Here is a 22045-nt window from a genome sequence, read left to right as displayed (position 1 = left end):
CGAAGCACCGGTAATTTAGGCCGACGAGGGTCATCTTAAAAGACTTGACCTCAACTATTCCGGAGAACGCCGCGTGAAATCTTCGAAAGGCGCGGAAACATCGCGCGCACGACAGGCGGTGTGTGATCCGGCAAGGGCCGCATGGCTGCTGTCCGACGATATGCTAGGCGGCCTGCAATGAAGCTGCTAACCATTGCCGCTTCGTTTGACCAAGGGATCACGGACCGAAGCAATGGACAATCGCAGCGACATCTGGCGTGGCATCGACACGATCAAGGGGCGTTTCATCGACCTCAGCGACAAGGTCTGGGGCATGCCCGAAGTCTGCTACACCGAGGCGAGGTCGGCCGCCGAGCATCTTGCCGAGCTGCGTCACCAGGGTTTCCGCATCACCGAGAAGGTCGCGGGCATTCCGACCGCGCTGATGGGCGAATGGGGCGAGGGCGGTCCCGTCATCGCCTTCATGGGCGAATATGACGCGCTGCCCGGCCTCAGTCAGGAGGCCGGCGTTGCGGAACACCGTCCGGTCGAAACCGGCGGCCATGGTCATGGTTGCGGACATAACCTGCTCGGCTCCGCCGCGCTGCTCGCCGCGACCGCGGTCAAGGACTGGCTCGCCGAGAACAAGGTGCCGGGCCGCGTGCGCTATTACGGCTGCCCGGCGGAAGAAGGTGGCGCGGCCAAGGCCTTCATGGTGCGCTCGGGCGCGTTCGAGGATGCCGACATTGCCATCACCTGGCATCCGCACAGCTTCTGGGAAGTCGCGGTGACGCCGTCGCTCGCCAATACCCGCGCCGACTTCATCTTCACCGGCCGCACCTCGCATGCGGCGGCTTCGCCTCATCTCGGCCGCTCCGCGCTCGACGCGGTGGAATTGATGAATGTCGGCGTGAACTACATGCGCGAGCACATGCCGAGCGACGCACGCGTGCATTACGCGCTGCTCGACACCGGCGGCATCGCCCCCAACGTGGTGCAGGCCCATGCGCGCGTGCGTTATTCGATCCGCGCCCGCGACCTGCCCGGCATGAACGAGCTGGTCGGGCGCGTGAACAAGATTGCCCAGGGCGCAGCCCTGATGACCGAGACCAAGGTGGAGATGAAGATCATCTCCGCGGTCTCCAACATCCTGCCGAACGCACCTCTGGAGCAGGCGCTGCATCGGGTGATGGAGGAGCTCGGGCCCCCGCATTTCGACGATGCGGACAAGAGCTTTGCCAGCCAGATCCGCGCGACCCTGAGTGACAAGGACATCGCCTCGGTCTATTACGCGATCGGCATGGAGCCGACCGATCAGCCGTTGGCGGACTTCCTGGTGCCGCTCGACGCCAAGCGCAACCCGCTTGTCGGCTCGACCGACGTCGGCGATGTGAGCTGGGTGGTGCCGACCGTGCAGGTTCACGCACCGACGGTTGCAATCGGCACTCCGTTCCACACCTGGCAGGTGGTGGCGCAGGGCAAAAGCCCGCACGCCCACAAGGCCATGGTGCAGGCGGCCAAGGCGATGGCGGGCCTCGGCATCAAGGCGTTGACGGAGCCGGAGCTGATCAAGGCCGCGAAAGCGGACCTCACCAAGCGGACAGCCAAGACGCCCTATGTCTGTCCGCTGCCGGACCACGTCGCGCCGCCGCTCGATATGTCCGTGGTGTAGAAAATATAGTCTCGATACTTCGTCTGATCCGGCGAACAAATTTTTCGCAGTGCAACGAGGAATCCGGCGTGTTTTGACGCCGGTTTGCCAAGGGCCTGGGCTGCGGAACGCAGTTTTGCCCAACAGACAGCCAGAACACCGTTCGCATACACACGGTCGGAGTTGACGCGCAGCCTATTCGGTGTGCCATCTACCGCCAGCCAAATCGGCGGCCGCTCGCGGTCGCCTGCATCCATACCGGGAACCAGACGGGGGACAACCATGCTGGATAAAGAACTGCGTTCGATGATCGGCGACGTGAAGGACGGGCGGATGGATCGCCGGGCCTTCATCAAGCGCATGGCCGCGGTCGGCCTCACCGCTCCCCTGGCCAACCAGATCCTCGCGCTCGGCGGCGTCGCCATGGCGGAAGGTCCGCAGGTCTACAAGCCGACCAAGCGCGGCGGCGGCGGTGCCCTGAAGCTGTTGTGGTGGCAGGGCCCGACCCTGCTCAATCCGCACTTTGCCACCGGCACCAAGGACCAGGACGGCTCGCGTCTGTTCTACGAGCCGCTCGCCTGCTGGGATCCGGACGGCAACATGAAGCTGGTGTTGGCAGCCGAGATTCCGTCGATCCAGAACGGCGGGCTGGCCGCTGACGGCAAATCGGTCACCTGGAAGCTCAAGCCCGGCGTCAAGTGGCACGACGGCAAGCCGTTCACCGCCGACGACGTCGTGTTCAACTGGGAATATGCCAAGGATCCGGCGACCTCGGCGCTGACGATCGGAACCTATCGCGACATTACCGTCGAGAAGGTGGACGATCTCACGGTGCGAATCCTCTTCAACAAGCCGACGCCGTTCTGGGCCGATGCCTTCGTCGGTGCTCCCAACACCATCATCCCGAAGCATCTTTTCGCCGACTACAAGGGAGCCAAGTCGCGCGAAGCGCCGACCAACCTCTCGCCGGTCGGCACCGGCCCCTACAAGTTCGTCGAGTTCAAGCCGGGCGATCTTGTCCGCGGCCAGCTCAATCCCGATTACCACATGCCGACCCGGCCTTATTTCGACACGGTCGAGATGAAGGGCGGCGGCGACGCCGTCTCGGCGGCGCGCGCGGTGATCCAGACCGGCGAATATGATTTCGGCTGGAACATCCAGGTCGAGGACGACGTGCTGCTGCGGCTGGAGAAGGGCGGCAAGGGCAAGACCATCTACGCCGTGGGCGGCGATACCGAGTTCATCGCACTCAACTTCACCGATCCCAATACCGAGGTCGACGGCGAGCGCTCGTCGATGAAGACCAAGCATCCGTTGCTGTCCGACCCTGCGGTGCGCAAGGCGCTGTCGCTGCTGGTCGATCGCGAGTCCGTCAAGAAGGCGATCTACGGCCGCGCCGGCCGCACCACCGCCAACTTCCTCAACGGTCCCGAGAAGTTCGTTTCCAAGAACACCTCTTGGGAGTTCAGCATCGAGAAGGCCTCGAAGCTGCTCGACGATGCCGGCTGGAAGCCCGGCGCGGATGGCATCCGCGAGAAGGACGGCAAGAAGCTGAAGCTTCTGTACCAGACCTCGATCAACGGCCCGCGCCAGAAGACCCAGGCGATCGTCAAGCAGGCCTGTCAGAAGGCCGGTATCGACGTAGAGCTGAAATCGGTCGTCGCTTCGGTGTTCTTCTCCTCCGACGTCGCCAACCCCGATACCTATGCGCATTTCTACGCCGACCTCGAGATGTTCCAGATCCCGCTGAGCCAGCCGGATCCGGCGCAGCACATGCGTCGCTACCTGTCGACCCTCGTCGCCACCAAGGAGAACAAGTGGCAGGGCACGAACTTCCCGCGATGGGTCAACAAGGAATACGACGCGACCATCGAAGCCGCCGAAAGCGAGATGGATCCGGTCAAGCGCGCGGCGCTCTACATCAAGGCCAACGATCTCATGTTCCAGGACACCGTGTTCATCCCGGTGCAGCATCGGCTGAAGGTGGAAGCGGCGGCCAACAATCTGCGCCCGATCATCAGCGGATGGGCCAACGAAACCGACAATCTGCACGACTGGTACCGCGAGGAATGATCACGCGCAGCTAGGCGGGGTCCTTCTTTCATGAGTCAGTATGTCCTGCGTCGCCTCCTGATCGCGATTCCGAGCCTGCTCGGGATCTCGGTCGTCCTGTTCGTCGTGCTGGCGCTGGCGCCGGGAGATCCCTTCTCGGAGCTGGCGACGAACCCGAACGTGCCGCCCGAAGTGCAGGCCGCACTTCGGGCCAAGTTCGGCCTCGATGATCCGATCTACCTTCGTTACCTGAGCTGGCTCTCCGCCATGCTGCATGGCGACTGGGGTTTCTCGTTCGTCAGCCGGATGAACGTCGATCAGCTCATCCTCCAGCGCCTGCCGGCCACGCTCTACGTGATCGGCTCGGCGCAGATCCTGGCGCTATTGATCGCGATTCCCGTCGGCGTCTATGCCGCGACGAAGCCCTATTCGCTGTTCGACCAGATCGCCAACACGCTCGCCTTCGTCGGCTTCTCGCTGCCGACCTTCTTCACCGGCATCCTGTTCATCCTGATCTTCTCGGTCACGCTGGACTGGCTGCCCTTCGTCTACACCACCGACATCAAGGCGACCGGCATCCACTGGGTGCTGGAGATGATCCGCCAGGCGATCATGCCTGTGGCGGTGCTCGGCCTGTTCCAGGCCGCATCGATGACGCGCTTCGTCCGCTCCGCGATGCTCGACGTCATCAGGCTCGACTACGTCACCACGGCGCGCGCCAAGGGCCTCGGCCAGGCCAAGGTCATCGTCAAGCACGTGATGCGCAACGCCATGATCCCGGTCGTGACGCTGATCGCATTGCAGATGCCGGCGGTGTTCGGCGGCGCCATCGTCACCGAGCAGATCTTCCGTATCCCTGGTATCGGCTCGCTGCTGATCTCCTCCATCCTTTCCAACGACACGCCGGTGGTGATGGCCGTCACCTTCGTCTTCGCGTGCCTCGTGGTGCTGTTCAACCTCATCGCGGACGTCCTGTATGGCTGGCTTGACCCTCGCATCTCCCTCCGCTGAGCGGGGCGTCTATTCGCCCTGGCGCGAGACGTGGCGGCGCTACAGCCGCCACAAGCTCGCCGTGATCAGCGCCTTCCTGCTCCTCATCCTGATCCTGGCGGTCGTCATCGGCCCGTTCATCTGGCGCATCAAGATCAACGACATCGACATCGTGGCGGGGCTGCAGGGGCCCTCGCTCGCGCACCCTTTCGGCACCGACGATCTCGGCCAGGACATCCTCGCCCGCATGATCTATGGCGGGCGGATCTCGCTTGCGGTCGGGCTGGCCGCGATGCTGGTCTCGGTGTTCATCGGCACGCTGATCGGCGCGCTCGCCGGCATGTCGCGCGGTGCGCTGGGGCACGGGTTGATGTGGCTCACCGACCTGTTCCTGTCCCTGCCGCAGCTGCCCTTGCTGCTGCTGCTGATCTATCTCTTCCGCGACGGGCTGAAGTCGATGTTCGGTCCCGAAGGCGGCATCTTCATCCTGATCGTGCTCGTCATCGGCGGCCTGCGCTGGATGCCGGTCGCCCGCCTCGTGCGCGCGCAGTTCCTGTCGATCCGCGAGAAGGAGTTCGTGGAGGCGGCGCGCGCGCTGGGCGCCAGCCCGGTGCGGCAGGTGGTACGGCACATCCTACCCAATGCGGTCGGACCCGTGATCATCGCCGGCACGATCGACGTTGCGGCCGCTATCATCGCCGAATCGACACTGTCGTTCCTCGGCCTCGGCTTTCCGCCGGATACCCCGACCTGGGGCCGGCTATTGTTCGACGCCAAGGATTTTCTCGACATCGGCCCGCACTGGGCGCTGTTTCCGGGTGGCGCGATCTTCATCGCCGTGGTCGCCATCAACTTCACCGGCGACGGCCTGCGTGACGCGCTCGATGCGCGACGGGTGATCTGATGGCGCCGCTGCTCGAAATCAAAGGGCTCAAAACTCATTTCTCCACCGACGACGGCATCCTCCAGGCCGTCGACGGCGTCGACATCTCGATCAACCGCGGCGAGACGCTCTGCGTCGTCGGCGAGTCCGGCTGCGGCAAGACCGTGACCGCGATGTCGATCCTGAAGCTGATCGCGATGCCGCCCGGCCGTATCGCCGCGGGCCAGATCATCTTCGAGGGCCGCGACCTGGTGCCGCTGACGAGCAACCAGCTCGACGAGATCCGCGCCAAGGAGATCGGCTTCATCTTCCAGGAGCCGATGACCTCGCTCAATCCGGTGCTCACCGTCGGCGAGCAGATCGCCGAGAGTCTGCGCCGGCATGAGGCGGTGACGAAGAAGCAGGCGCTCGAGCGCACCATCGAGATGCTGAAGCTGGTGCAGATCCCGAACGCGGAAGGCCGCGTGCACAACTATCCGCACCAGTTCTCCGGCGGCATGCGCCAGCGCGTGATGATCGCGATGGCGCTCGCCTGCAAGCCGAAGCTGATCATCGCCGACGAGCCCACCACCGCGCTCGACGTCACCATCCAGGCGCAGATCCTCGATCTGCTCCAGGACATGAAGGAGCGTTTCGGCATGGCGGTGATGCTGATCACCCATGCCATGGGCGTCGTCGCCGAGACTGCGCAGCGCGTCGTCGTGATGTATGCCGGCAAGGTGGTGGAGGAGGCGCCCGTCGACGATCTCTTCGCCAACCCGCGCCATCCCTATACGCAAGGCCTGATCCGCTCGATCCCGCGCATCGATCTCGACAGCGAGCACAAGACGCGGCTCGAGGCGATCGGCGGCTCGGTGCCGATCCTGATCAATCCGCCGGTCGGCTGCCGCTTTGCGCCGCGCTGCAAGTTTGCCATGAACGTCTGCACTGCGAAGGAGCCGCTGCTTCGCGAGGTCGCGCCCGGCCACCGCATGGCCTGTCATCTGGGAGATCCGCAGTTGGGGAACGTGTCATGAGCGAGCCCTTGCTGCGCGTCAGCGGCCTGAAGAAACACTTCCCCGTGCTCGGCGGCCTGCTGTCGCGCCAGGTCGGCACCGTCTACGCGGTCGACGGCGTGTCGTTCTCGGTCAATCGCGGCGAGACGCTCGGTCTCGTCGGCGAATCCGGCTGTGGCAAGTCGACGACGGGACGCTGCGTGCTGCGCCTGATCGAGCCGACCGACGGCGAGGTCACCTTCGACGGCCAGGACGTGCGCCAGCTCGGCGGCAGCGATCTACGCGCGATGCGGCGGAACATGCAGCTGGTGTTCCAGGATCCGTTCGCCTCACTCAATCCGCGCATGACGGTCGGTGCCATCCTCGGCGAAGCCTTCACCATCCACAATCTCGCCTCCTCTGCCAAGGAGCGCGAGGAGCGCGTCGCGGGCCTGCTCGTGAAGGTCGGGCTCAAGCCCGAGCACATGCGGCGCTATCCGCACGAATTCTCCGGCGGCCAGCGCCAGCGCATCGTGATCGCGCGCGCGCTCGCGGTCGAGCCGAAGCTGATCGTCTGCGACGAGCCGGTCTCCGCGCTCGACGTCTCGATCCAGGCCCAGGTCATCAACCTGCTGGAGGATCTGCAGGCCGAGCTGAACCTCACCTATCTCTTCGTCGCGCACGACCTGTCCGTGGTCGAGCACATCTCCGACCGCGTCGCGGTGATGTATCTCGGCCGCATCGTCGAGCTGGCGAAGGCGAGCGACCTCTACCGCAACCCGCAGCATCCCTACACCAGGGCGCTGTTGTCGGCGGTACCGGTACCCGATCCGAAGCTCAAGCGCGAGCGCATCCGCCTCAAAGGCGACGTGCCGAGCCCGATGAAGCCGCCGTCAGGCTGCCATTTCCACACCCGTTGCCCGATCGCGCAGCCGCGCTGCGCGGAAGTCGCGCCGGAGCTGAAGGAAGGCGCGGGCGGGCATTTCGTGGCGTGTCATCTCGCCTGAAGGTGGTCGCCGAAGCTATGACCTGCGGCGGCGCCCCAATTGGTGCAGCAGCGTGTCGATCGCCGGGATCGCTCCGGTCTCGCGGAGCCAATTGTCGGCCATTTCCCTGAGCTCGCCCGGCGTGACGCCGAACTTGCGGCGGAAGGCGCGGATGAAGGTGGAATCGCTGCTGAAGCGCAGGTCGACCGCGAGGTCGATCAGACGCTTGTCCTCCGCGGACGGGGAAATCATCTGGCGAAAGGCCAGGTCGAGCCGCCGCTCCCTGATGTAATGCGCCAGCCCGCCATCGGCCTCGAACAGACGATAGAGGGTCGCGCGCGAAATCTGGAAATGACGACACAGCTCTTGCACGGTAAGCGCGTCCGTCTCCAGATTGTGCGCGATGTGGCGTTTGATCATCGCAAGGTAGAGATGCCGCTCGGCCCGCTCGACGCCTGTTGCAATGTCAGCGGCGCCGCCGGCGGCCGATGCCACGATATCGGCGATCGCCTCGATCGTGGCCTCGACGCTGCCGGCCTCGGGATCTGGAGGCAGCATCAGCGCCGCAAAATGGCTGGCGAGCAGCCGGGCATGGGGATGCTCCGCCGGCAACAACACCGCCGTGGCCGCATCGGGATGGGCGAGGCGTGGCGCCAGCATTGCGCGTGGCAGGATGATTGCCCTGAGGTGGGTGCGGCCGCTGCCGCCCCGCAGCACGGTCCGGTTCGGGGGGCCCATATCGAGCAGGCAGATGTCGCCAGGCTTCAGCGTCACCTCGCGCCGGCCGGAGCTGAACCACATCTCGCCTTCGAGACACAGGGTCACGTGATAGTGATCCATGCCCCCGCGGGCGATGTGCGCGGGCGTCCGGTCGTATTCGACGTCAGTCACGCGTGATTCGACCAGCAATGCGTTGCCGGCCATCCTCGTCACGGCGGTGATATGGAAATCGTCCTCTGGGGTGAGCGGAATGACTTCGCAGACGTCGGCGGTCATGGCGCGCATCTGCGCCAGCGCAGCCGGTCCGCGCTCGCCGTCATCCGCCGGCAGGCTCTCGTTCGCAACTGCTCCGTCCACGCCGTCCCCCGATGACACCGGCCGCGGACATAGATCATCCGGACTGCCGACATCCACGGCCGTATCTAGTGATCCGGACAATGTCGAGCAACCGCGTGGAAGTGGCAACGCCTGCCGCGGAAGTTGTGATGCGATTGCATCAGTGACGGCATGAATTCACGGCTGAGATTCTGGGCACATCGCGTATGCGGCCTGCCTGTTAAGGGGTGTCCCGATCCACTTGCCGCAGGCCCTGCCTCATTCTTGATCGCGTGCGGCACAGTTCGCGTCCGAGATTGGTTTATGACAGCCAGATTACAGTTGCTGGACCTGCCACGTCGATCGCTCGCCGCGCGTGCAGTCATGGTTGGCTGTGCGATTGTGGTGCTCGCGACATCGGAGTTGGTGAGCCTTGACCCGGTTGCCGCTCAGACCGTCCTCACGGCGAGCGATGGCGCCAGCTTGGTGGCGGCGCTCACCACCATCAACAACAATCCGAACACCAGCTACACGCTCAACCTCACCCAGAATATCACGCTGACCGGGATGACGACGCTGCCTGTGGTCATGAGCAACAGCACGATCACGATCAACGGCGGTAACAACGCACTCGACGGCGGCGGCGTGCAGCACGGGTTCTTTGTCTACTCGGGAACGGTCTCGATCGGCAATTTGGCGATCCAGAACACGGTGGCGCAAGGCGGGGCCGGCGGCTCGTCAAGTTTCAGTTCCGGTGGGGGCGGCGGAGGGCTCGGCGCAGGTGGCGCGGTGTTCGTCAATACGGGGGCGAATGTCACCCTCTCGGGCGTCAGCCTCGCCAACAACAACGCCATGGGCGGCGCTGGTGGCTCATCCTTCTCGGGCGGCGCTCTGGTGGGGGGTGGCGGAGGCGGCGGAGGAATCTTCGGCGCCGGCGGTGCTGGCGGTAATAGCTCTGGCGGCGGCGGTGGCGGCTGGTCCGGCACGGGCGGCGCGGGTGGGGAAGGCGCCGGCGGCGGCGGCGGGGGTCTTGCGGGCAATGGTGGGACCGGTGGCGGGAACAACGTTGGGATGAGTTCCGGCGCTGGCGGAGGGGGTGGCCTGAGTGGCTCCGGCACAAACGGCAACCGCTCCGGCGCCGGTGGCGCGGGCGGCGCGCCGAATGGAGGATCGGGCGGAGCCGCGGGCAACGGGTCTACAAACGGAGGAGATGGCGTAGCTGGTGGGTACGGCGGCGGTGGCGGCGGTGGCGGTAACGGTAACGCGTTGGGCAACGGAGGCTCCGGGGGTACCGGAGGATTCGGTGGTGGCGGCGGGGGCGGCGCGTACGGCAGCACTGCGGGTAATGGAGGCAATGGCGGTGTCGGCGGCGGCGGCGGCGGCGGCGCGTACGGAAGCGGCGCGACGGGTGGCCCGGGCGGCCGCGGCGGGGATTTCGGCGGCGGCGGCGGCGGCGGCACCGGGGCAAATGGCGGCGCCGGAGGTTTCGGCGCGGGTGGTGGCGGCGGCGGGTCGCAAGGCGCTTCTGGCGGCCCCGTTGGTGGCGCCGGCACTGCTGGTTTCGGCGGCGGCAATGGCGGTGCCAGCCTCGGCAACCAGGGCAGCACTCCCGGGAACGGCGGCGACGGTGGCTCGGCCTATGGTGGTGCCGTCTTCGTTCGCCAGGGCGGGACGCTCACGATCCAGGACACCTCCTTTGCGTCCAGCAACACGGTAACGGCCGGTGCGGGCGGCGCCGGTAACACGAACGGTGCGAGCGGTTCGGCCGCCGGCGGCGCTCTGTACCTGAACGGCGCTACCGCGACCTACAGCGTCAGAAGCGGCGGCAGCCAATCGGTTGCCAGCGATATCGCCGGAAGCGGCAGCATCATCAAGTCTGGCGCCGGGACACTGACCCTCAGTGCTGCAAATAGCTATAGCGGCGGCACGTCGATCACCGGCGGCCTAATCAAGTTCAGCGCCGCGAACAATTTCGGATCCGGCAACGTCACGCTGAATGGCGGCGGCCTGCAATGGGCAAGCGGTAACACGATCGACATTTCCGCCCGGCTCACCGCGATCGGCGCCGGCGGCGCCACCTTCGATACCAACGGCAACAACGTCGCGTTCGCCAACGCGCTCGCCGGCGCCGGCGCTCTCACCAAGACCGGCAACGGAACGCTGGCACTTTCGATAACGAATGCGTACACCGGAGGTACCACCGTCACGGCTGGCACGCTACACCTCACGGGCACCGGCACGCTTGGCGCCACCGGCGGAGCCACCACCGTGTCCGGCGGCACGCTCGATCTCGGCGGCACGACGCAGACGCAGGCTGCCATCAGTCTCTCGGGCGGCACGATCCAGCACGGCAATCTCGACGCGCCGATCACCTCGAGCGGCGGCACACTCAATGGCATCAGCGGCAGCGCCAGCCTGACGACGACAAGCGGCACGACGTTGCTGTCCGGCACCAACACCTATTCGGGCGTCACGACGGTTTCGGCCGGTACGCTGCAGCTTTCGGGCGCCGGCACTCTCGGTGCCACGACTGGTACGACGACTGTTGCGGGCGGCACCCTCGATCTCGGCGGTACGACGCAGACGCAGGCTGCCGTCGCTCTTGCCGGCGGCACGATCCAGAACGGCAATCTCAATGCGCCGATCACCTCTACTGGCGGCACACTGAATGGTATCGGCGGAACCGCGAGTCTGACGACGACGAGCGGCACGACCTTTGTGACCGGAAGCAACACCTATAGCGGTGGGACGACGGTGAACGGCGGCGTGCTCGATGTCTTGGGCACGCTCAGCGATCCCACGATCAACAGCGGCGGCACGCTGGCCGGCAGCGGTTCGGTCGGCGACACCTATGTCAACGTCGCTGGGAGGTTTGCGCCTGGCAATGGCATGCCGGGCAGCTCCATGACGATCACCGGCAACCTCGCCTTCCAGTCCGGCGCGATCTACCTCGTTCAGGTCAGTCCCTCGGCGGCCTCCTATGCGAATGTCACTGGCACAGCGCAGCTCGGCAACGCCAAGGTCAATGCCGTCTTCGCAAGCGGCAGCTATGTCAGCAGGACCTACACGATCCTCAGCGCGAGCGGCGGCATCTCTGGGACGTTTGATCCGGCCGTGGTCAACACCAACTTGCCGTCCAGCTTCGGAACGAGCCTCAGCTACGACGCCAACCATGTCTATCTCAATCTAGCGCTGATCTTTACAATTCCTGCCGGGCTCAACGCTAACCAGCAGGCGGTCGGCAATGCGTTGACGAATTTCTTCAACGCGAACGGCGGCATTCCGCTGGTTTATGGCACGCTGACGCCCGCAGCGCTCACGCAAGCCTCAGGCGAACTCGGCGCCGGCACGCAGCAGACGACGTTCCAGGCGATGGGCCAGTTCATGGGCCTGCTCACCGATCCTGTCGCGCGGCAGAATGGCGGACCAGGGGCAAGCGGTGGCGCGGCCGGCTTTGCGAACGAAGACAGCGCCAACGCTTATGCCGCGCGCACGCGCACCGATGCGTTCGCCATGGTCACCAAGGCGCCGCCGAAAAACGTCGAGCCGCGCTGGAGCGTGTGGGCCGCAGGTTTCGGCGGATCGCAGACGACGGGAGGCAATGCGATCGTCGGCTCGAACGATACTACGAGCCGCATCTTTGGGACCGCCGCCGGGGCCGATTACCGGTTCTCGGCAGATACGCTCGCCGGCTTTGCGCTGGCCGGCGGCGGGACCAATTTCAGCATCGCAAACGGTCTCGGCTCGGGCCGCTCCGACCTTTTCCAGGCCGGCGCCTATCTGCGCCACAGCAATGGCCCGGCCTACGTCTCCGCGGCGCTTGCCTATGGTTGGCAGGACATCACCACCGATCGCATGGTGACGATCGCCGGCGCTGATCGCCTGCGCGCCGAATTCAACGCCAATGCCTATTCCGGCCGCATCGAAGGCGGCTATCGCCTCATCGCGCCATGGATTGGCGGCATCGGCGTCACGCCCTATGGCGCAGCGCAGTTCGTCACCTTCGATTTGCCGGCCTATGCCGAGCAGGTCGTCTCGGGCTCGCCCTCGTTCGCCTTGAGCTATGCTGCAAAAAGCGTCACCGACACGCGCAGCGAGCTGGGCCTGCGCAGCGACAAATCCTTCGCCATGCTGGACGGCGTGCTGACGCTGCGCGGCCGCGCCGCCTGGGCGCATGATTTCAATCCGGATCGTTCGATCGGAGCGACCTTCCAGGCGTTGCCCGGTGCCGGCTTCGTGGTCAACGGCGCGGCGCAGGCGCGCGACGCCGCGCTCACCACCGCAACGATCGAGATGAAATGGCTGAACGGCTGGTCGATGGGTGCAGGCTTCGAGGGAGAGTTTTCGAACGTCACGCGTAGTTATGCCGGCAAGGGTAGTGTGCACTACGCCTGGTGAATCCCGGCCTCTCGCGAGCGCCCCTCGAAAATATCAGCGTCAATGAGACGTACGGCATAACGCGTCTGTCGTTGGATTGCTACGTTCGGCACCAATGCGGCTTTTAGGCGAAGCCGCGCACCACACCATCGTCGCGTCGGCGGCTCAAGGATGCCGATCGTGGAGCTTTACCGATGACCGAAACGTCGTTTCCAGCGGCCGCGCTCGTTGGGTCCCGAACAGCTTTCCACCGCCGCCGGCGGCGCAAAGGCCTCTTGGAATTCCTGCTTCAAGCATTGCATCACTCGCGGCGAATGCAGGCCCGTCGCATCCTGGGACAATATGCCGACCTCATGGCGAAGCCTGTCCAGCAAGTCGCTTCCGACATGTCCGGCCGGGAGAGCCACTAACGATGTCAGTTGGGGAGAGGTCGGCGCGCAAGAGCCTCGTTCAAATTCCGGTACTGAGCGACAATATGCTGCTCGCGATCATCGCGGTCGGCTTTTGCGTTCTCCACATCCTGACCGCAGTGTTCCTGATGCCGCCCTCCGGCACCGCCGCCGCGCCGCCCGAAAAATCTCTCGCGTTGTACGACTAGCGGGCCCGCGGCTGAGCACTCACCACCGTCCGCCACGCCTGGTCAGGCTTGGTCCGGTCAGGCGGTTCTGGCGGGCCAGGGGACAACCTGTCCCGACATCACCAGCCTGTCGCGGCCATTGTCCTTGGCGGCGTAGAGCGCGCGGTCGGCGGCAGCGACCAGTGCGCTACAGTCCATCGCGGTCTGGGCGGGCAAACTCGTCGCGGCGCCGATGCTCGCGGTCACCAGCCGCGAGGGCGGGTTCTGCGCATGCAGAATGGCGAGGTCCTGCAGCGCCTGGCGAATCCCCTCACCGACCTCGGCGCAGCCGTCCGGGCCGGTGTTCGGCAGCAGCAGGGCGAATTCCTCGCCGCCGTAGCGCGCCGCGAGATCGGCCGGGCGCCTCGCATAGGCCGACAGAATCCGGCCCAGCGCGCGCAGGCATCCGTCGCCCGCCAGATGTCCATAATGGTCGTTGAACTTCTTGAAATGATCGACATCGATCAACAGAAGCGACAACTGCGTGCCGTCACGCCGGGCGCGCGCCCACTCCTCGGCAAGGCGTTCGTCGAACGTGCGCCGGTTGGCGAGGCCGGTCAGGCCATCGGTCGTTGCCAGCGAGGCGAGCTTGTCCTGAAGATCCTTCTGCTCGGTGATGTCGCGCACCACCGCGACGACGCCGTCGATCTCGCCGCTGTCCGACGCCAGGGTGACATGCAGCGCCGCCTCGGCCCAGATCTCGCCCTTGTCGCGATGACGCTGACGATAGACGAACCGGGCCTCCTCGGCTTCGCCGTTCTTCAGCGCGGCGATGGCCTGCTCGACCCGTTCCATGTCGTCAGCGTGAATGCCGGCGAGCGAGGAGGTGTCCAGCAGCTCCTCGGCGGACCAGCCGGTGATGCGCACGCACGCCGGAGAGACGTAGAGCAGCCGGTTGTCCAGCCCGATCCGGGTCACCATGTCGCTGGATTGCTCGGCCAGCAGACGGAAATTCGCCTCCTTGGCGATCAGGGCCTGAGCCATGCGCTGCCGCTGCAAGAGCTGACGGACCAGGTAGAAGCCGATCACCGCGATGAGCAGGACGAGGCCGAGGACGAAGGTCATGCGCGTGGTGGCCGCGCGCCACCAGGGCGCCAGCACGTCGTCCTGCGACTTGCTCGCCAGCACCATCAAGGGATAGCGGCTGCTGCGCTGATAGTAGCTCAGCCGCTGCACGCCATCGAGCGGCGACTTGAAATAGTAGACGGCCGCCGCGGGACGGCTTTGCCATTCCCTGAACAAGGGTGCATTGGACAGGTCGCGTCCGACGAAGGCGCCGCTCTCGTCGCGGCTGCGCGCCAGCATGATGCCGCTATTGTTCAGCAGCGACGCCGAGCCGTTCGGCCCGAAGTCGAAGCGCTCGTAGAACTTCATGAAATAGGCGACGTCGATCGTGAGCAGGGCGACGCCGGCGAAGCTGCCGTCGGGATGGTCGATCCGGCGCGAGGCGGTGATGATCCACTGCCCGCCCGCGCGGCTCCTGATCGGTCGCCCGATCAGCGTGCCCTTGTCCGGTAAGTCGCGGTGCTGCCGGAAATATTCGCGGTCACTGTTGTTGAGCTTGGAGAAATCGACATGCTCGGTCGTCGCGAGCCAGCGGCCGGTCTCGTCATAGACGAAGATGCCGCGGATGCGGTCCGATGATTTGCGGGTCGGCAGGTATGTCTGGAGCTTGGCGATGGTGTCGGGGCCGGTGCCGTCGAGCTCGAGCCGGTGCACCAGCCCGACCAGGATCGTATCGGCGAGCTCGAAGGTGTCGTCGGCGTGCTGGATCAGCGAGTGCGCCAGATTGGCGACGTCGATCTCGGCGTTCCTGAGCTCGGCATCGCGCGCCACCCATTCGCGCCAGGCGCTCAAGCCGAGGATCGCAGCGCAAATCAGCACGACGAAGCCCGCCGCCCAGAGCGGAAGGCGCGTCTTGCCGAGTTCCCGGCTGGTGACCATCAGGCTTGCTCCAAATCGGCGCAAACCTCTCACTTTCGCCTTAACGGCCTGTTGCAACATCCACGATGATTGTGCGGAGCCGTATTCGGCCGGAGGGAATCTCGACATTGCGACGGGTTGTGGTCGAAGGATGTTAACCAAGCCGCCGGCCGCGCAATGGCTTCCGCCTCCTGTCCGCCGCCTCATTCCTCCAGCGTGAAGCCGACGCGCAGCGTCACCTGGTAGTGGCGCACGGTGCCGTTCTCGATATGGCCGCGCGTCTGCACCACCTCGAACCATTTCATCTCGCGAACGGTCTTGGCCGCGCGGCTGACCGCGTTCTTGATCGCATCGTCGATCGAGGCCTCGGACGATCCGACCAGTTCCAGGATCTTGTAGACGTGATCCTTCTCGGTTGCGGGCATGACGCTTCTCCCCTTGTGTGGCGGCGTGACCTGGATGCTTCGTCCGCAAGCCCGTCGGTTTTCGCGAGACATGCGGTATCAATTGAACGGATGCCGGCGTTTCGGGTTCCCTCGGGCGACGCTCGACTGCCCGCGAGGTTTTGCGGATAGGATGGGGAAAGCGTGCAGGTCTGGTTTTTGTAAGTGCACGAAAATCTGGCTCGCATGTCCGGGCAGCGCGCGCCGGCCGCATGGTTGCACTTGCCCGTCCGAATGCGGGCGAGTTAATTTCTGCGCCTTGCCTGGCATGTTTCCCAAGCGGCTCGATTTCTACAACCGTCTCGTCGCGAACGGCATCACGCCCTGCGCCACGCTCCATCACTGGGACCTGCCGCAGGCGCTGCAGGACCGCGTTGGCGGCTGGCAGTCGAGCTACACTTCGCGGCGCGCCTGACCGATCGCGTGAAGACCATCTTCGCCGTGAACGAAGTCGGGTGCTTCGTGAATTTCGGCTATGGCTGGGGCATCGACGCGCCCGGCCTCAAGCTGCCGGCGGCGCAGCTCAATCAGGCTCGCCATCACGTCGCGCTGGGACACGGGCTCGCGGTGCAGGCGATCCGCTCCTCCGGGCGCGCCGGCACACGCGTCGGCGCGGCCGAGAACATCGCCGCCTGCGTGCCGGCGATCGCGACGCCGGACAACATCCGCGCCGCCGAGATCGCGACGCGCGAACTCAACGCCGGCTTCCTCGGCGTGGTGCTGGAGGGCAGATACACCGACGGCTTCCTCGCCTATGCCGGTGCGGATGCGGTTATGGCGCGGAATGCGATCGCGATGTGAGGTCGGCCTCTACGGATCCAGCTCCGTATCCCAGTAGAGATAGTCCAGCCAGCTGTCGTGCAGATAGTTCGGCGGGAACAGGCGGCCGTTGCGGTGGAGCTGGTGCACCGTCGGCGCGAACGCGCTCTGGCGTGGAAACATCTTGGCCTGCGCCGGGGTAAGATTGCCCTTGCGCAGGTTACAGGGCGAGCATGCCGCGACCACGTTCTCCCAGGTGGTCTGGCCGCCTTTGCTGCGCGGGATGATGTGATCGAAGGTGAGGTCTTCGGGCGAGCCGCAATATTGGCAGGCGAAACGATCGCGCAGGAAGACGTTGAAACGGGTGAAGGCGGGGTGGGTGGTCGGCTTGACGAAGGACTTGAGCGAGACGACGCTGGGCAGCTGCATCTCCAGCGTGGGACTTCGAACAGCCTGATCGTAATGTGCGACGATGTTGACGCGGTCGAGGAACACCGCCTTGATCGCGTCCTGCCACGACCACAGAGACAGTGGGTAGTAACTCAGCGGCCGGAAGTCCGCATTCAGGACCAGCACCGGCCAACTGCCTTGCGAGACATGTGCGTTCAAGTAACGCTCCTGGCCTCCAATGTACGCTGCGAAGCAGCATGTACTGACATACTACATGCAGCGTGACGGGATTGTGAAGCCCGTCGAGCGACTTATTCAGGCGCGAGCAATGCGGCGGCGGGGTGGCAACCGCTCAAAAACGCCGCGATTCGGCAGGGTCATGCGAGGCCGGTCCGGAACCGCAAGGCGTGCCTCGCCGGTGCCTCATTCCCGCACCCGTTCCAGCTTCTGCAGACAGCGCGTGGCGCGTACCGCGGCGGGCATCTCCTCGTCGGGAAAGCTGGTTTTCCAGTTGGTGACGCCGACTTCGCCGACATAGATGTCGCCCCTCGAATCCAGCGCGATGCCGTGCGGCGCCAGGAATTTTCCGCTGGAAACGCCTGGGCCTTGCTCGCCGCCGAGACGCGCAATGCGCTTGCCGTGTGCGTCGACGATCGACAGCCGAGGGCCGAGATTGGGCACATTGCGGTTGATGTCGAGGCCGGGGCCGAGCTCGCCGATGACGAAGGTCGGGCTCTTGGCCCCGCTGCAGCAGCACAGCGCACAGGGCCGGTGCAAATTGTTCCACTGCGTTTCGTACTTGCCCTCGCCATTGAACACCTGCACGCGGTGGTTCTCGCGGTCGGCGACATAGATCCAGCCGTCGGCATCGGTCGCGATATTGTGCACGATGTTGAACTGGCCGGGATCGGTGCCGGGCTCGCCCCAGCTCTTGATCAGCTTGCCGTCAGGGGTGAACTTGTGGACGCGCGCGTTGCCATAGCCGTCGGAGACGTAGATCTCGCCCTTCGGCGACAGTGCCGTGTGAGTGCAGCGGTGGAACGGTTCGCCACTCATGAACGGTGCCGGCTTTGCGGGAATGCCGATCGTCAGCAGCACCTTGCCCTCGGTCGTGCATTTGCGCACGGTGTGGTCGCCATCGTCGGTGCAGTAGAGATGGTCGTCGGCATCGATGTGTAGCCCGTGCGCGCGGGAGAAAAGACCTCCGCCCCAGCTTCGGAGGAAATTGCCCTCGCGGTCCAGAACCACCATCGGATGGGCGCCGCGATTGAAAACGTAGACGCGGTCCTTGCTGTCGACGGCGACCGAGGCGACGTCGGTGAGCTGCCAGCCCTCGGGCAGCTTCGCGAAATTGTCGACGACGCGGTAGCGGTGCTCGCCGGTGCCGAGAATGACTGGCATGGGATGTTCTCTCCTCTTGTCGTTCCAAGGCACGCGAAGCGTGAACCCGGAATCTATCGGGCCGCGCGTCCCGAAGTGTTCATGGATCCGGGACCGCGCTGCGCGCGTCCCGGAATGACGGCTGTGGTTATGTCCGCCCCAAAATCCCTTCCTCGATCGCCTTGATCTGGAGCGCGAGATATTTCGAGTTGATGCGGCACTGCGCGAGGCTGCCGGCGATGAACCACAAGCCGGGCTGCTTGGTGCGCGCATACATGTTGCGCAGCTCAAAGCCGTCGCCAAAGCCCCAGATCGGGCCGACGCGGTCGGCGATGGCATCGCCGAACAGTTTCCGCACCAGATATTCCTGCGGCTTGTAGCCGGTCGAGAGCACGATGAGGTCGGCCGGAACAGTCGTGCCGTCCTTCATCTCTGCGCCCGTGGCTGTAAAGCCCTCGATGTCGGAGAACTGCTTGAGCTTGATCGCGCCCTCGACGATCAGGTTGGAGCAGCCGACGTTGAAGTAATAGCCGCCGCCGCGGGTGAGGTATTTGAACTGCCAGCCGGTGCCGGCCTCGCCGAAATCGAGCTTGAAGCCGACACGCGAGAGGCCCTCGAGCAGCTCCTTGTCGAGCTGCTTCGATTGCTCGGTCAGCATGACATGGGTCTTCTTCGCGAGCGGCGTCGGCATCGAGGCCGCGATCAGATCATTGTCCTCGAGCGTGCCTTCATTGTAGGTCGCGTAAGCCAGCTGGGCCGACGGCTCGATATTGGTGACGAGGGTGGGCGAGCGCTGCACCAGCGTCACCTCGGCGCCGCTGGAATAAAGATCCTGCGCGATGTCGTGGCCGCTGTTGCCGGTGCCGATGACGATGGCGCGCTTGCCGGTCCAGTTCTCGCCGTCCTCGTAGCGGCTGGAATGCAGCAGTGTGCCTTTGAAGTTTTCGAGGGTCGGAATGTCAGGGACATTGGCAATGCCGCTGACGCCGGTCGCCATGATCACATGGCGTGGATGCATGATGCGCTGGCTGCCGTCGGCACGGCGCAGCGTCGCGGTCCAGCAGCCCTTGGCCTCGTCATAGGCGCCGCCCTCGAATTCGGTGCCGGTCCAGAAGTTCAGCTCCATCGCATCGACATAGGCTTCGAACCAGTTGGCGAGCTTGTCCTTGGGAATATAGACCGGCCAGTTCGGCGGGAACGGCATGTAGGGTAGGTGATTGACCTGCACCTGATTGTGCAGCGTGAGCGCGTGATAGCGCTTGCGCCAGTTGTCGCCGATCCGCGCCCCGCGATCGACGATCAGCGTGTCGATCTTGAGCTGCTTCAGCCGTGCCGCGATCGCAAGCCCGGCTTGGCCGCCGCCGACCACCAGCACGGTGGGATCGCGATCGGCATAGTCGCGCGAGGCGTTGCGCTGGTCGAGCCAGTTGGGTCCGCGAAAATCGCGCGAATAGGCCTGGCCGCGCGGCCGCGACGTACCGAGCTGTTCCTCAAATCCCTTGAGCTCGTCGAGCGCGGTGAGCAGCGTCCACGCCTTCAGCCGGTCGCCGTCGGTAGCATCGGGCACGAGCCGCACGATACCGCTGCCGCGCCCGAGCTTGGTCTCGAAATTGAAGATCGCCTCGATGTTGTTGGTGCCGGCGCGCATCACCCAGCGCGGCGGCGCACGGTTCGGCGCAAGCTTGAAATTCGTCGGCGCCGCCTCGGGCGCGCGGGCCGCAAGCTCCTGCGTGATCGCATCGTGGCCCGCGATTGTCTGCAGGTTCCAGCTCAGCGCCAGCACATCGCGCCAGAAGCCGTCGGCGACGAAGAGCGGGCCCAGCGTCGCGGGATCAGGTCTGCTCAGGATGCGCTCGAATTCGTCGAGCCAGCCTTGCGCGGCGATGGAAATATCCTGCGTCCGGTCCAGCATGGGCGACCTCATGGCCGTCTTCGCGGCGTTTCCTCAGAGATCGAACGCTATACGGTTTCGCCGCCAGCCAAAAGCCGCGAACCCGCGCGAGGCCGGAATGCGGCCCTGCCCGGGCGGAATATGGCTCGGAATTCCACGCGTGCGGACGCGGGCGGAGAGCGACCTAGGTGCCGCCCGGCCTGCGGTTCGCCCAGTAGGGGTCGCGCAGCTTGCGCTTGAAGATCTTTCCGGTCGCCTCGCGGGGCAGCGCCTCCAGGAACTGGACTTCCTTCGGCACCTTGAAGTTGGCCAGCCGCTCGCGCAGAAAAGCCTGCACCGCTGCCGCGGAGAGCGGCTCGGCCCCATCGGGCTCGATGCAGGCGCACAGCCGCTCGCCAAATTCCGCGTCGGGGATGCCGAACACGGCGCAATCGCGCACTCCTCGCATCGCGATCAGCACGTTCTCGATTTCGGCGGGGTAGATGTTCACGCCGCCCGAGATCACCATGTCGCGCTTGCGGTCGCACAGGAACAGATAGCCGTCCTCGTCGAGATAGCCGACGTCGCCGACGCTGACGAGACCGTCGCGCCCGGCCTCGGCGCGCGCCTGCGCCTTGCCGTGATAGTCGAAATCGGGCACCGCGGTCTGGCGCATGTAGATCTCGCCGACCTCATTCACGTCGCAGAGGCTGCCGTCGTCGCGAAATATCTTGACGATGCCGCCTTCGATGGCGCGGCCGACCGTGCCGGGCTTCTTCAGCGCCTCTTCCGCCGAGTGCCAGACCGGGATGCCGGTCTCGGTCGAGCCGAAATATTCGTTGATGACCGGTCCCCACCATTCGATCATGGCCCGCTTCACCTCGGGCGGGCAGGGCGCCGCGCCGTGCACCACGAAGCGCAGCGACGACAGATCGTAGCGCTGCCTGACCGCATCGGGCAGGCGCAGCAGACGGACGAACATGGTCGGCACCATGTGGATATGCGTCACACGCTGGCGCTCGATCAGCGCCAGCAGCTCCTCGGCGTCGAAGCGCGGCTGGAGGACGATGGTGCAGCCGTTGCGGAACGCCATCATGCCGTAGGAATGCGGCGCCGAGTGATACATCGGCCCGTTGATCAGCACCACCTGGCCCTCGCGCGGCTTGATGCCATAGGCGATCGCGCCGACGCGCTCGGAGGCGGCGGCCTGCTCCGGCTGCATCGGCATGCGCCGCACGCCCTTCGGCATGCCCGTGGTCCCCGACGTGTAGATCATCGGCGCGGCGCGGCGTGGCGGCTCCTGCATTTCCGTGTGGCCGTCGCGCCAGCGGTCCCAATCGGCGAGGCCCGCCGGGACCTCGGTCAGCTCATGGGGAATGGCGAAGGTCGTGGCCAACTCGGGCGGGGTCGCGACCACGAGCAGGTGGACATCCTCCGGAATGCCGCCGCGAATTTGCGGCAGCAGGTCGGCGTGGCAGATCAGGATCTTCGCTCCGCTATCGGTCAGGATGTAGCGGACCTCCTCGGCCTTCAGGTGCCAGTTGATCGGCACGACGGGACTGCCCAGGGCGGCCGAGGCCGCGACCACCTCGAACAAGGCGAAGTCGTTGCGCAGCATCATGGCAACCGGCGCGCCTTCGGCAAGGCCGAGGGTGCGCAGTCCGCGCGCCGCGCGTTTGATGCGGGCCTGGACCTCGTCGTAGCCGATCCGGCGCTCGCCGCTGATGATCATGGTCT

Annotated in this window: 15 protein-coding genes and 1 pseudogene; 9 read left to right on the top strand and 7 right to left on the bottom strand. The window is 65.4% G+C overall.

From position 1 onward, the window contains the following. The first annotated feature begins 232 nt into the window (after positions 1-232). The 6 genes from AC5V87_RS36605 to AC5V87_RS36580 all read left to right on the top strand — a co-directional run bounded on the left by AC5V87_RS36605 (position 233) and on the right by AC5V87_RS36580 (position 7536). Complete coding sequence (locus AC5V87_RS36605; protein WP_456842324.1) at positions 233-1651, top strand: M20 family metallopeptidase; 1419 nt, start codon at positions 233-235, stop codon at positions 1649-1651. Between the two features lie 261 nt (positions 1652-1912). After that, complete coding sequence (locus AC5V87_RS36600) at positions 1913-3703, top strand: peptide ABC transporter substrate-binding protein (RefSeq protein WP_456842325.1); 1791 nt, start codon at positions 1913-1915, stop codon at positions 3701-3703. 30 nt (positions 3704-3733) lie between these two features. Beyond that, positions 3734-4693, top strand: coding sequence for an ABC transporter permease (locus tag AC5V87_RS36595; protein ID WP_456842326.1), 960 nt, complete (start codon positions 3734-3736; stop codon positions 4691-4693). Beyond that, positions 4659-5576: an ABC transporter permease gene (locus AC5V87_RS36590; RefSeq protein WP_495369357.1), complete on the top strand. Its 918-nt coding sequence runs from the start codon at positions 4659-4661 to the stop codon at positions 5574-5576. The genes AC5V87_RS36595 and AC5V87_RS36590 overlap by 35 nt, the downstream gene beginning before the upstream one ends. After that, a complete protein-coding gene (locus tag AC5V87_RS36585; protein WP_495369356.1) occupies positions 5576-6571 on the top strand; it encodes an ABC transporter ATP-binding protein in 996 nt (331 codons plus the stop codon). The genes AC5V87_RS36590 and AC5V87_RS36585 overlap by 1 nt, the downstream gene beginning before the upstream one ends. After that, positions 6568-7536 (top strand): ABC transporter ATP-binding protein, encoded by a 969-nt coding sequence (locus AC5V87_RS36580; RefSeq protein WP_456842329.1) that lies wholly within the window; start codon positions 6568-6570, stop codon positions 7534-7536. Before AC5V87_RS36585 ends, AC5V87_RS36580 begins: the two co-directional genes overlap by 4 nt. Before the next feature lie 15 nt (positions 7537-7551). Here AC5V87_RS36580 and AC5V87_RS36575 read toward each other — a convergent pair whose 3' ends face one another. Beyond that, positions 7552-8511: a helix-turn-helix domain-containing protein gene (locus AC5V87_RS36575; RefSeq protein WP_495369355.1), complete on the bottom strand. Its 960-nt coding sequence runs from the start codon at positions 8509-8511 to the stop codon at positions 7552-7554. Positions 8512-8874: 363 nt separating this feature from the next. On the opposite strand from AC5V87_RS36575, the gene AC5V87_RS36570 reads away from it, so the two are divergent. After that, entirely contained in the window at positions 8875-12948 is a 4074-nt protein-coding gene (locus AC5V87_RS36570) for an autotransporter family protein (protein ID WP_495369354.1), read from the top strand. Between the two features lie 454 nt (positions 12949-13402). Continuing rightward, positions 13403-13525 carry a hypothetical protein gene (locus AC5V87_RS36565; protein ID WP_456842334.1) on the top strand — a complete coding sequence of 41 codons (123 nt, stop codon included), beginning with the start codon at positions 13403-13405 and terminating at the stop codon, positions 13523-13525. A gap of 57 nt (positions 13526-13582) precedes the next feature. Here AC5V87_RS36565 and AC5V87_RS36560 read toward each other — a convergent pair whose 3' ends face one another. Together AC5V87_RS36560 and AC5V87_RS36555 are read right to left on the bottom strand one after the other, a co-directional pair. Then, positions 13583-15487, bottom strand: coding sequence for a sensor domain-containing diguanylate cyclase (locus tag AC5V87_RS36560; protein WP_495369353.1), 1905 nt, complete (start codon positions 15485-15487; stop codon positions 13583-13585). 182 nt (positions 15488-15669) lie between these two features. Continuing rightward, positions 15670-15891, bottom strand: coding sequence for a dodecin (locus AC5V87_RS36555; RefSeq protein WP_456842336.1), 222 nt, complete (start codon positions 15889-15891; stop codon positions 15670-15672). 292 nt (positions 15892-16183) lie between these two features. Here AC5V87_RS36555 and AC5V87_RS36550 point away from each other — a divergent pair. Next, positions 16184-16680: pseudogene (locus AC5V87_RS36550) on the top strand (family 1 glycosylhydrolase); the annotation flags it as partial. A 39-nt stretch (positions 16681-16719) separates the two neighbouring features. Here the strand turns inward: AC5V87_RS36550 and AC5V87_RS36545 are convergent. The 4 genes from AC5V87_RS36545 to AC5V87_RS36530 all read right to left on the bottom strand — a co-directional run bounded on the left by AC5V87_RS36545 (position 16720) and on the right by AC5V87_RS36530 (position 22040). Beyond that, the gene (locus AC5V87_RS36545; RefSeq protein WP_008543309.1) at positions 16720-17277 is read right to left on the bottom strand and encodes an HNH endonuclease; all 558 of its coding nucleotides are present in this window, start codon (positions 17275-17277) and stop codon (positions 16720-16722) included. Between the two features lie 204 nt (positions 17278-17481). Then, positions 17482-18459, bottom strand: a complete 978-nt coding sequence (locus AC5V87_RS36540) for a peptidyl-alpha-hydroxyglycine alpha-amidating lyase family protein (protein ID WP_495369352.1) — start codon at positions 18457-18459, stop codon at positions 17482-17484. A 127-nt stretch (positions 18460-18586) separates the two neighbouring features. Then, a complete protein-coding gene (locus AC5V87_RS36535; RefSeq protein ID WP_495369351.1) occupies positions 18587-20350 on the bottom strand; it encodes a flavin-containing monooxygenase in 1764 nt (587 codons plus the stop codon). A gap of 163 nt (positions 20351-20513) precedes the next feature. Then, positions 20514-22040, bottom strand: a complete 1527-nt coding sequence (locus AC5V87_RS36530) for an acyl-CoA synthetase (RefSeq protein WP_495369350.1) — start codon at positions 22038-22040, stop codon at positions 20514-20516. Between the last annotated feature and the right edge of the window lie 5 nt (positions 22041-22045).

The organism is Bradyrhizobium sp. SOJA106 (assembly GCF_059448745.1).
This window is presented reverse-complemented; position numbering and strand designations above follow the sequence as displayed.

What these genes read in the sequence shown, in the direction of transcription:
- AC5V87_RS36555 (WP_456842336.1), bottom strand. Translation starts at nt 15,891, where the DNA reads ATGCCCGCAACCGAGAAGGATCACGTCTACAAGATCCTGGAACTGGTC.
- AC5V87_RS36590 (WP_495369357.1), top strand. Translation starts at nt 4,659, where the DNA reads ATGGCTGGCTTGACCCTCGCATCTCCCTCCGCTGAGCGGGGCGTCTAT.
- AC5V87_RS36580 (WP_456842329.1), top strand. Translation starts at nt 6,568, where the DNA reads ATGAGCGAGCCCTTGCTGCGCGTCAGCGGCCTGAAGAAACACTTCCCC.
- AC5V87_RS36595 (WP_456842326.1), top strand. Translation starts at nt 3,734, where the DNA reads ATGAGTCAGTATGTCCTGCGTCGCCTCCTGATCGCGATTCCGAGCCTG.
- AC5V87_RS36535 (WP_495369351.1), bottom strand. Translation starts at nt 20,350, where the DNA reads ATGCTGGACCGGACGCAGGATATTTCCATCGCCGCGCAAGGCTGGCTC.
- AC5V87_RS36605 (WP_456842324.1), top strand. Translation starts at nt 233, where the DNA reads ATGGACAATCGCAGCGACATCTGGCGTGGCATCGACACGATCAAGGGG.
- AC5V87_RS36570 (WP_495369354.1), top strand. Translation starts at nt 8,875, where the DNA reads ATGACAGCCAGATTACAGTTGCTGGACCTGCCACGTCGATCGCTCGCC.
- AC5V87_RS36575 (WP_495369355.1), bottom strand. Translation starts at nt 8,511, where the DNA reads ATGACCGCCGACGTCTGCGAAGTCATTCCGCTCACCCCAGAGGACGAT.
- AC5V87_RS36565 (WP_456842334.1), top strand. Translation starts at nt 13,403, where the DNA reads ATGCTGCTCGCGATCATCGCGGTCGGCTTTTGCGTTCTCCACATCCTG.
- AC5V87_RS36585 (WP_495369356.1), top strand. Translation starts at nt 5,576, where the DNA reads ATGGCGCCGCTGCTCGAAATCAAAGGGCTCAAAACTCATTTCTCCACC.
- AC5V87_RS36540 (WP_495369352.1), bottom strand. Translation starts at nt 18,459, where the DNA reads ATGCCAGTCATTCTCGGCACCGGCGAGCACCGCTACCGCGTCGTCGAC.
- AC5V87_RS36600 (WP_456842325.1), top strand. Translation starts at nt 1,913, where the DNA reads ATGCTGGATAAAGAACTGCGTTCGATGATCGGCGACGTGAAGGACGGG.
- AC5V87_RS36530 (WP_495369350.1), bottom strand. Translation starts at nt 22,040, where the DNA reads ATGATCATCAGCGGCGAGCGCCGGATCGGCTACGACGAGGTCCAGGCC.
- AC5V87_RS36560 (WP_495369353.1), bottom strand. Translation starts at nt 15,487, where the DNA reads ATGGTCACCAGCCGGGAACTCGGCAAGACGCGCCTTCCGCTCTGGGCG.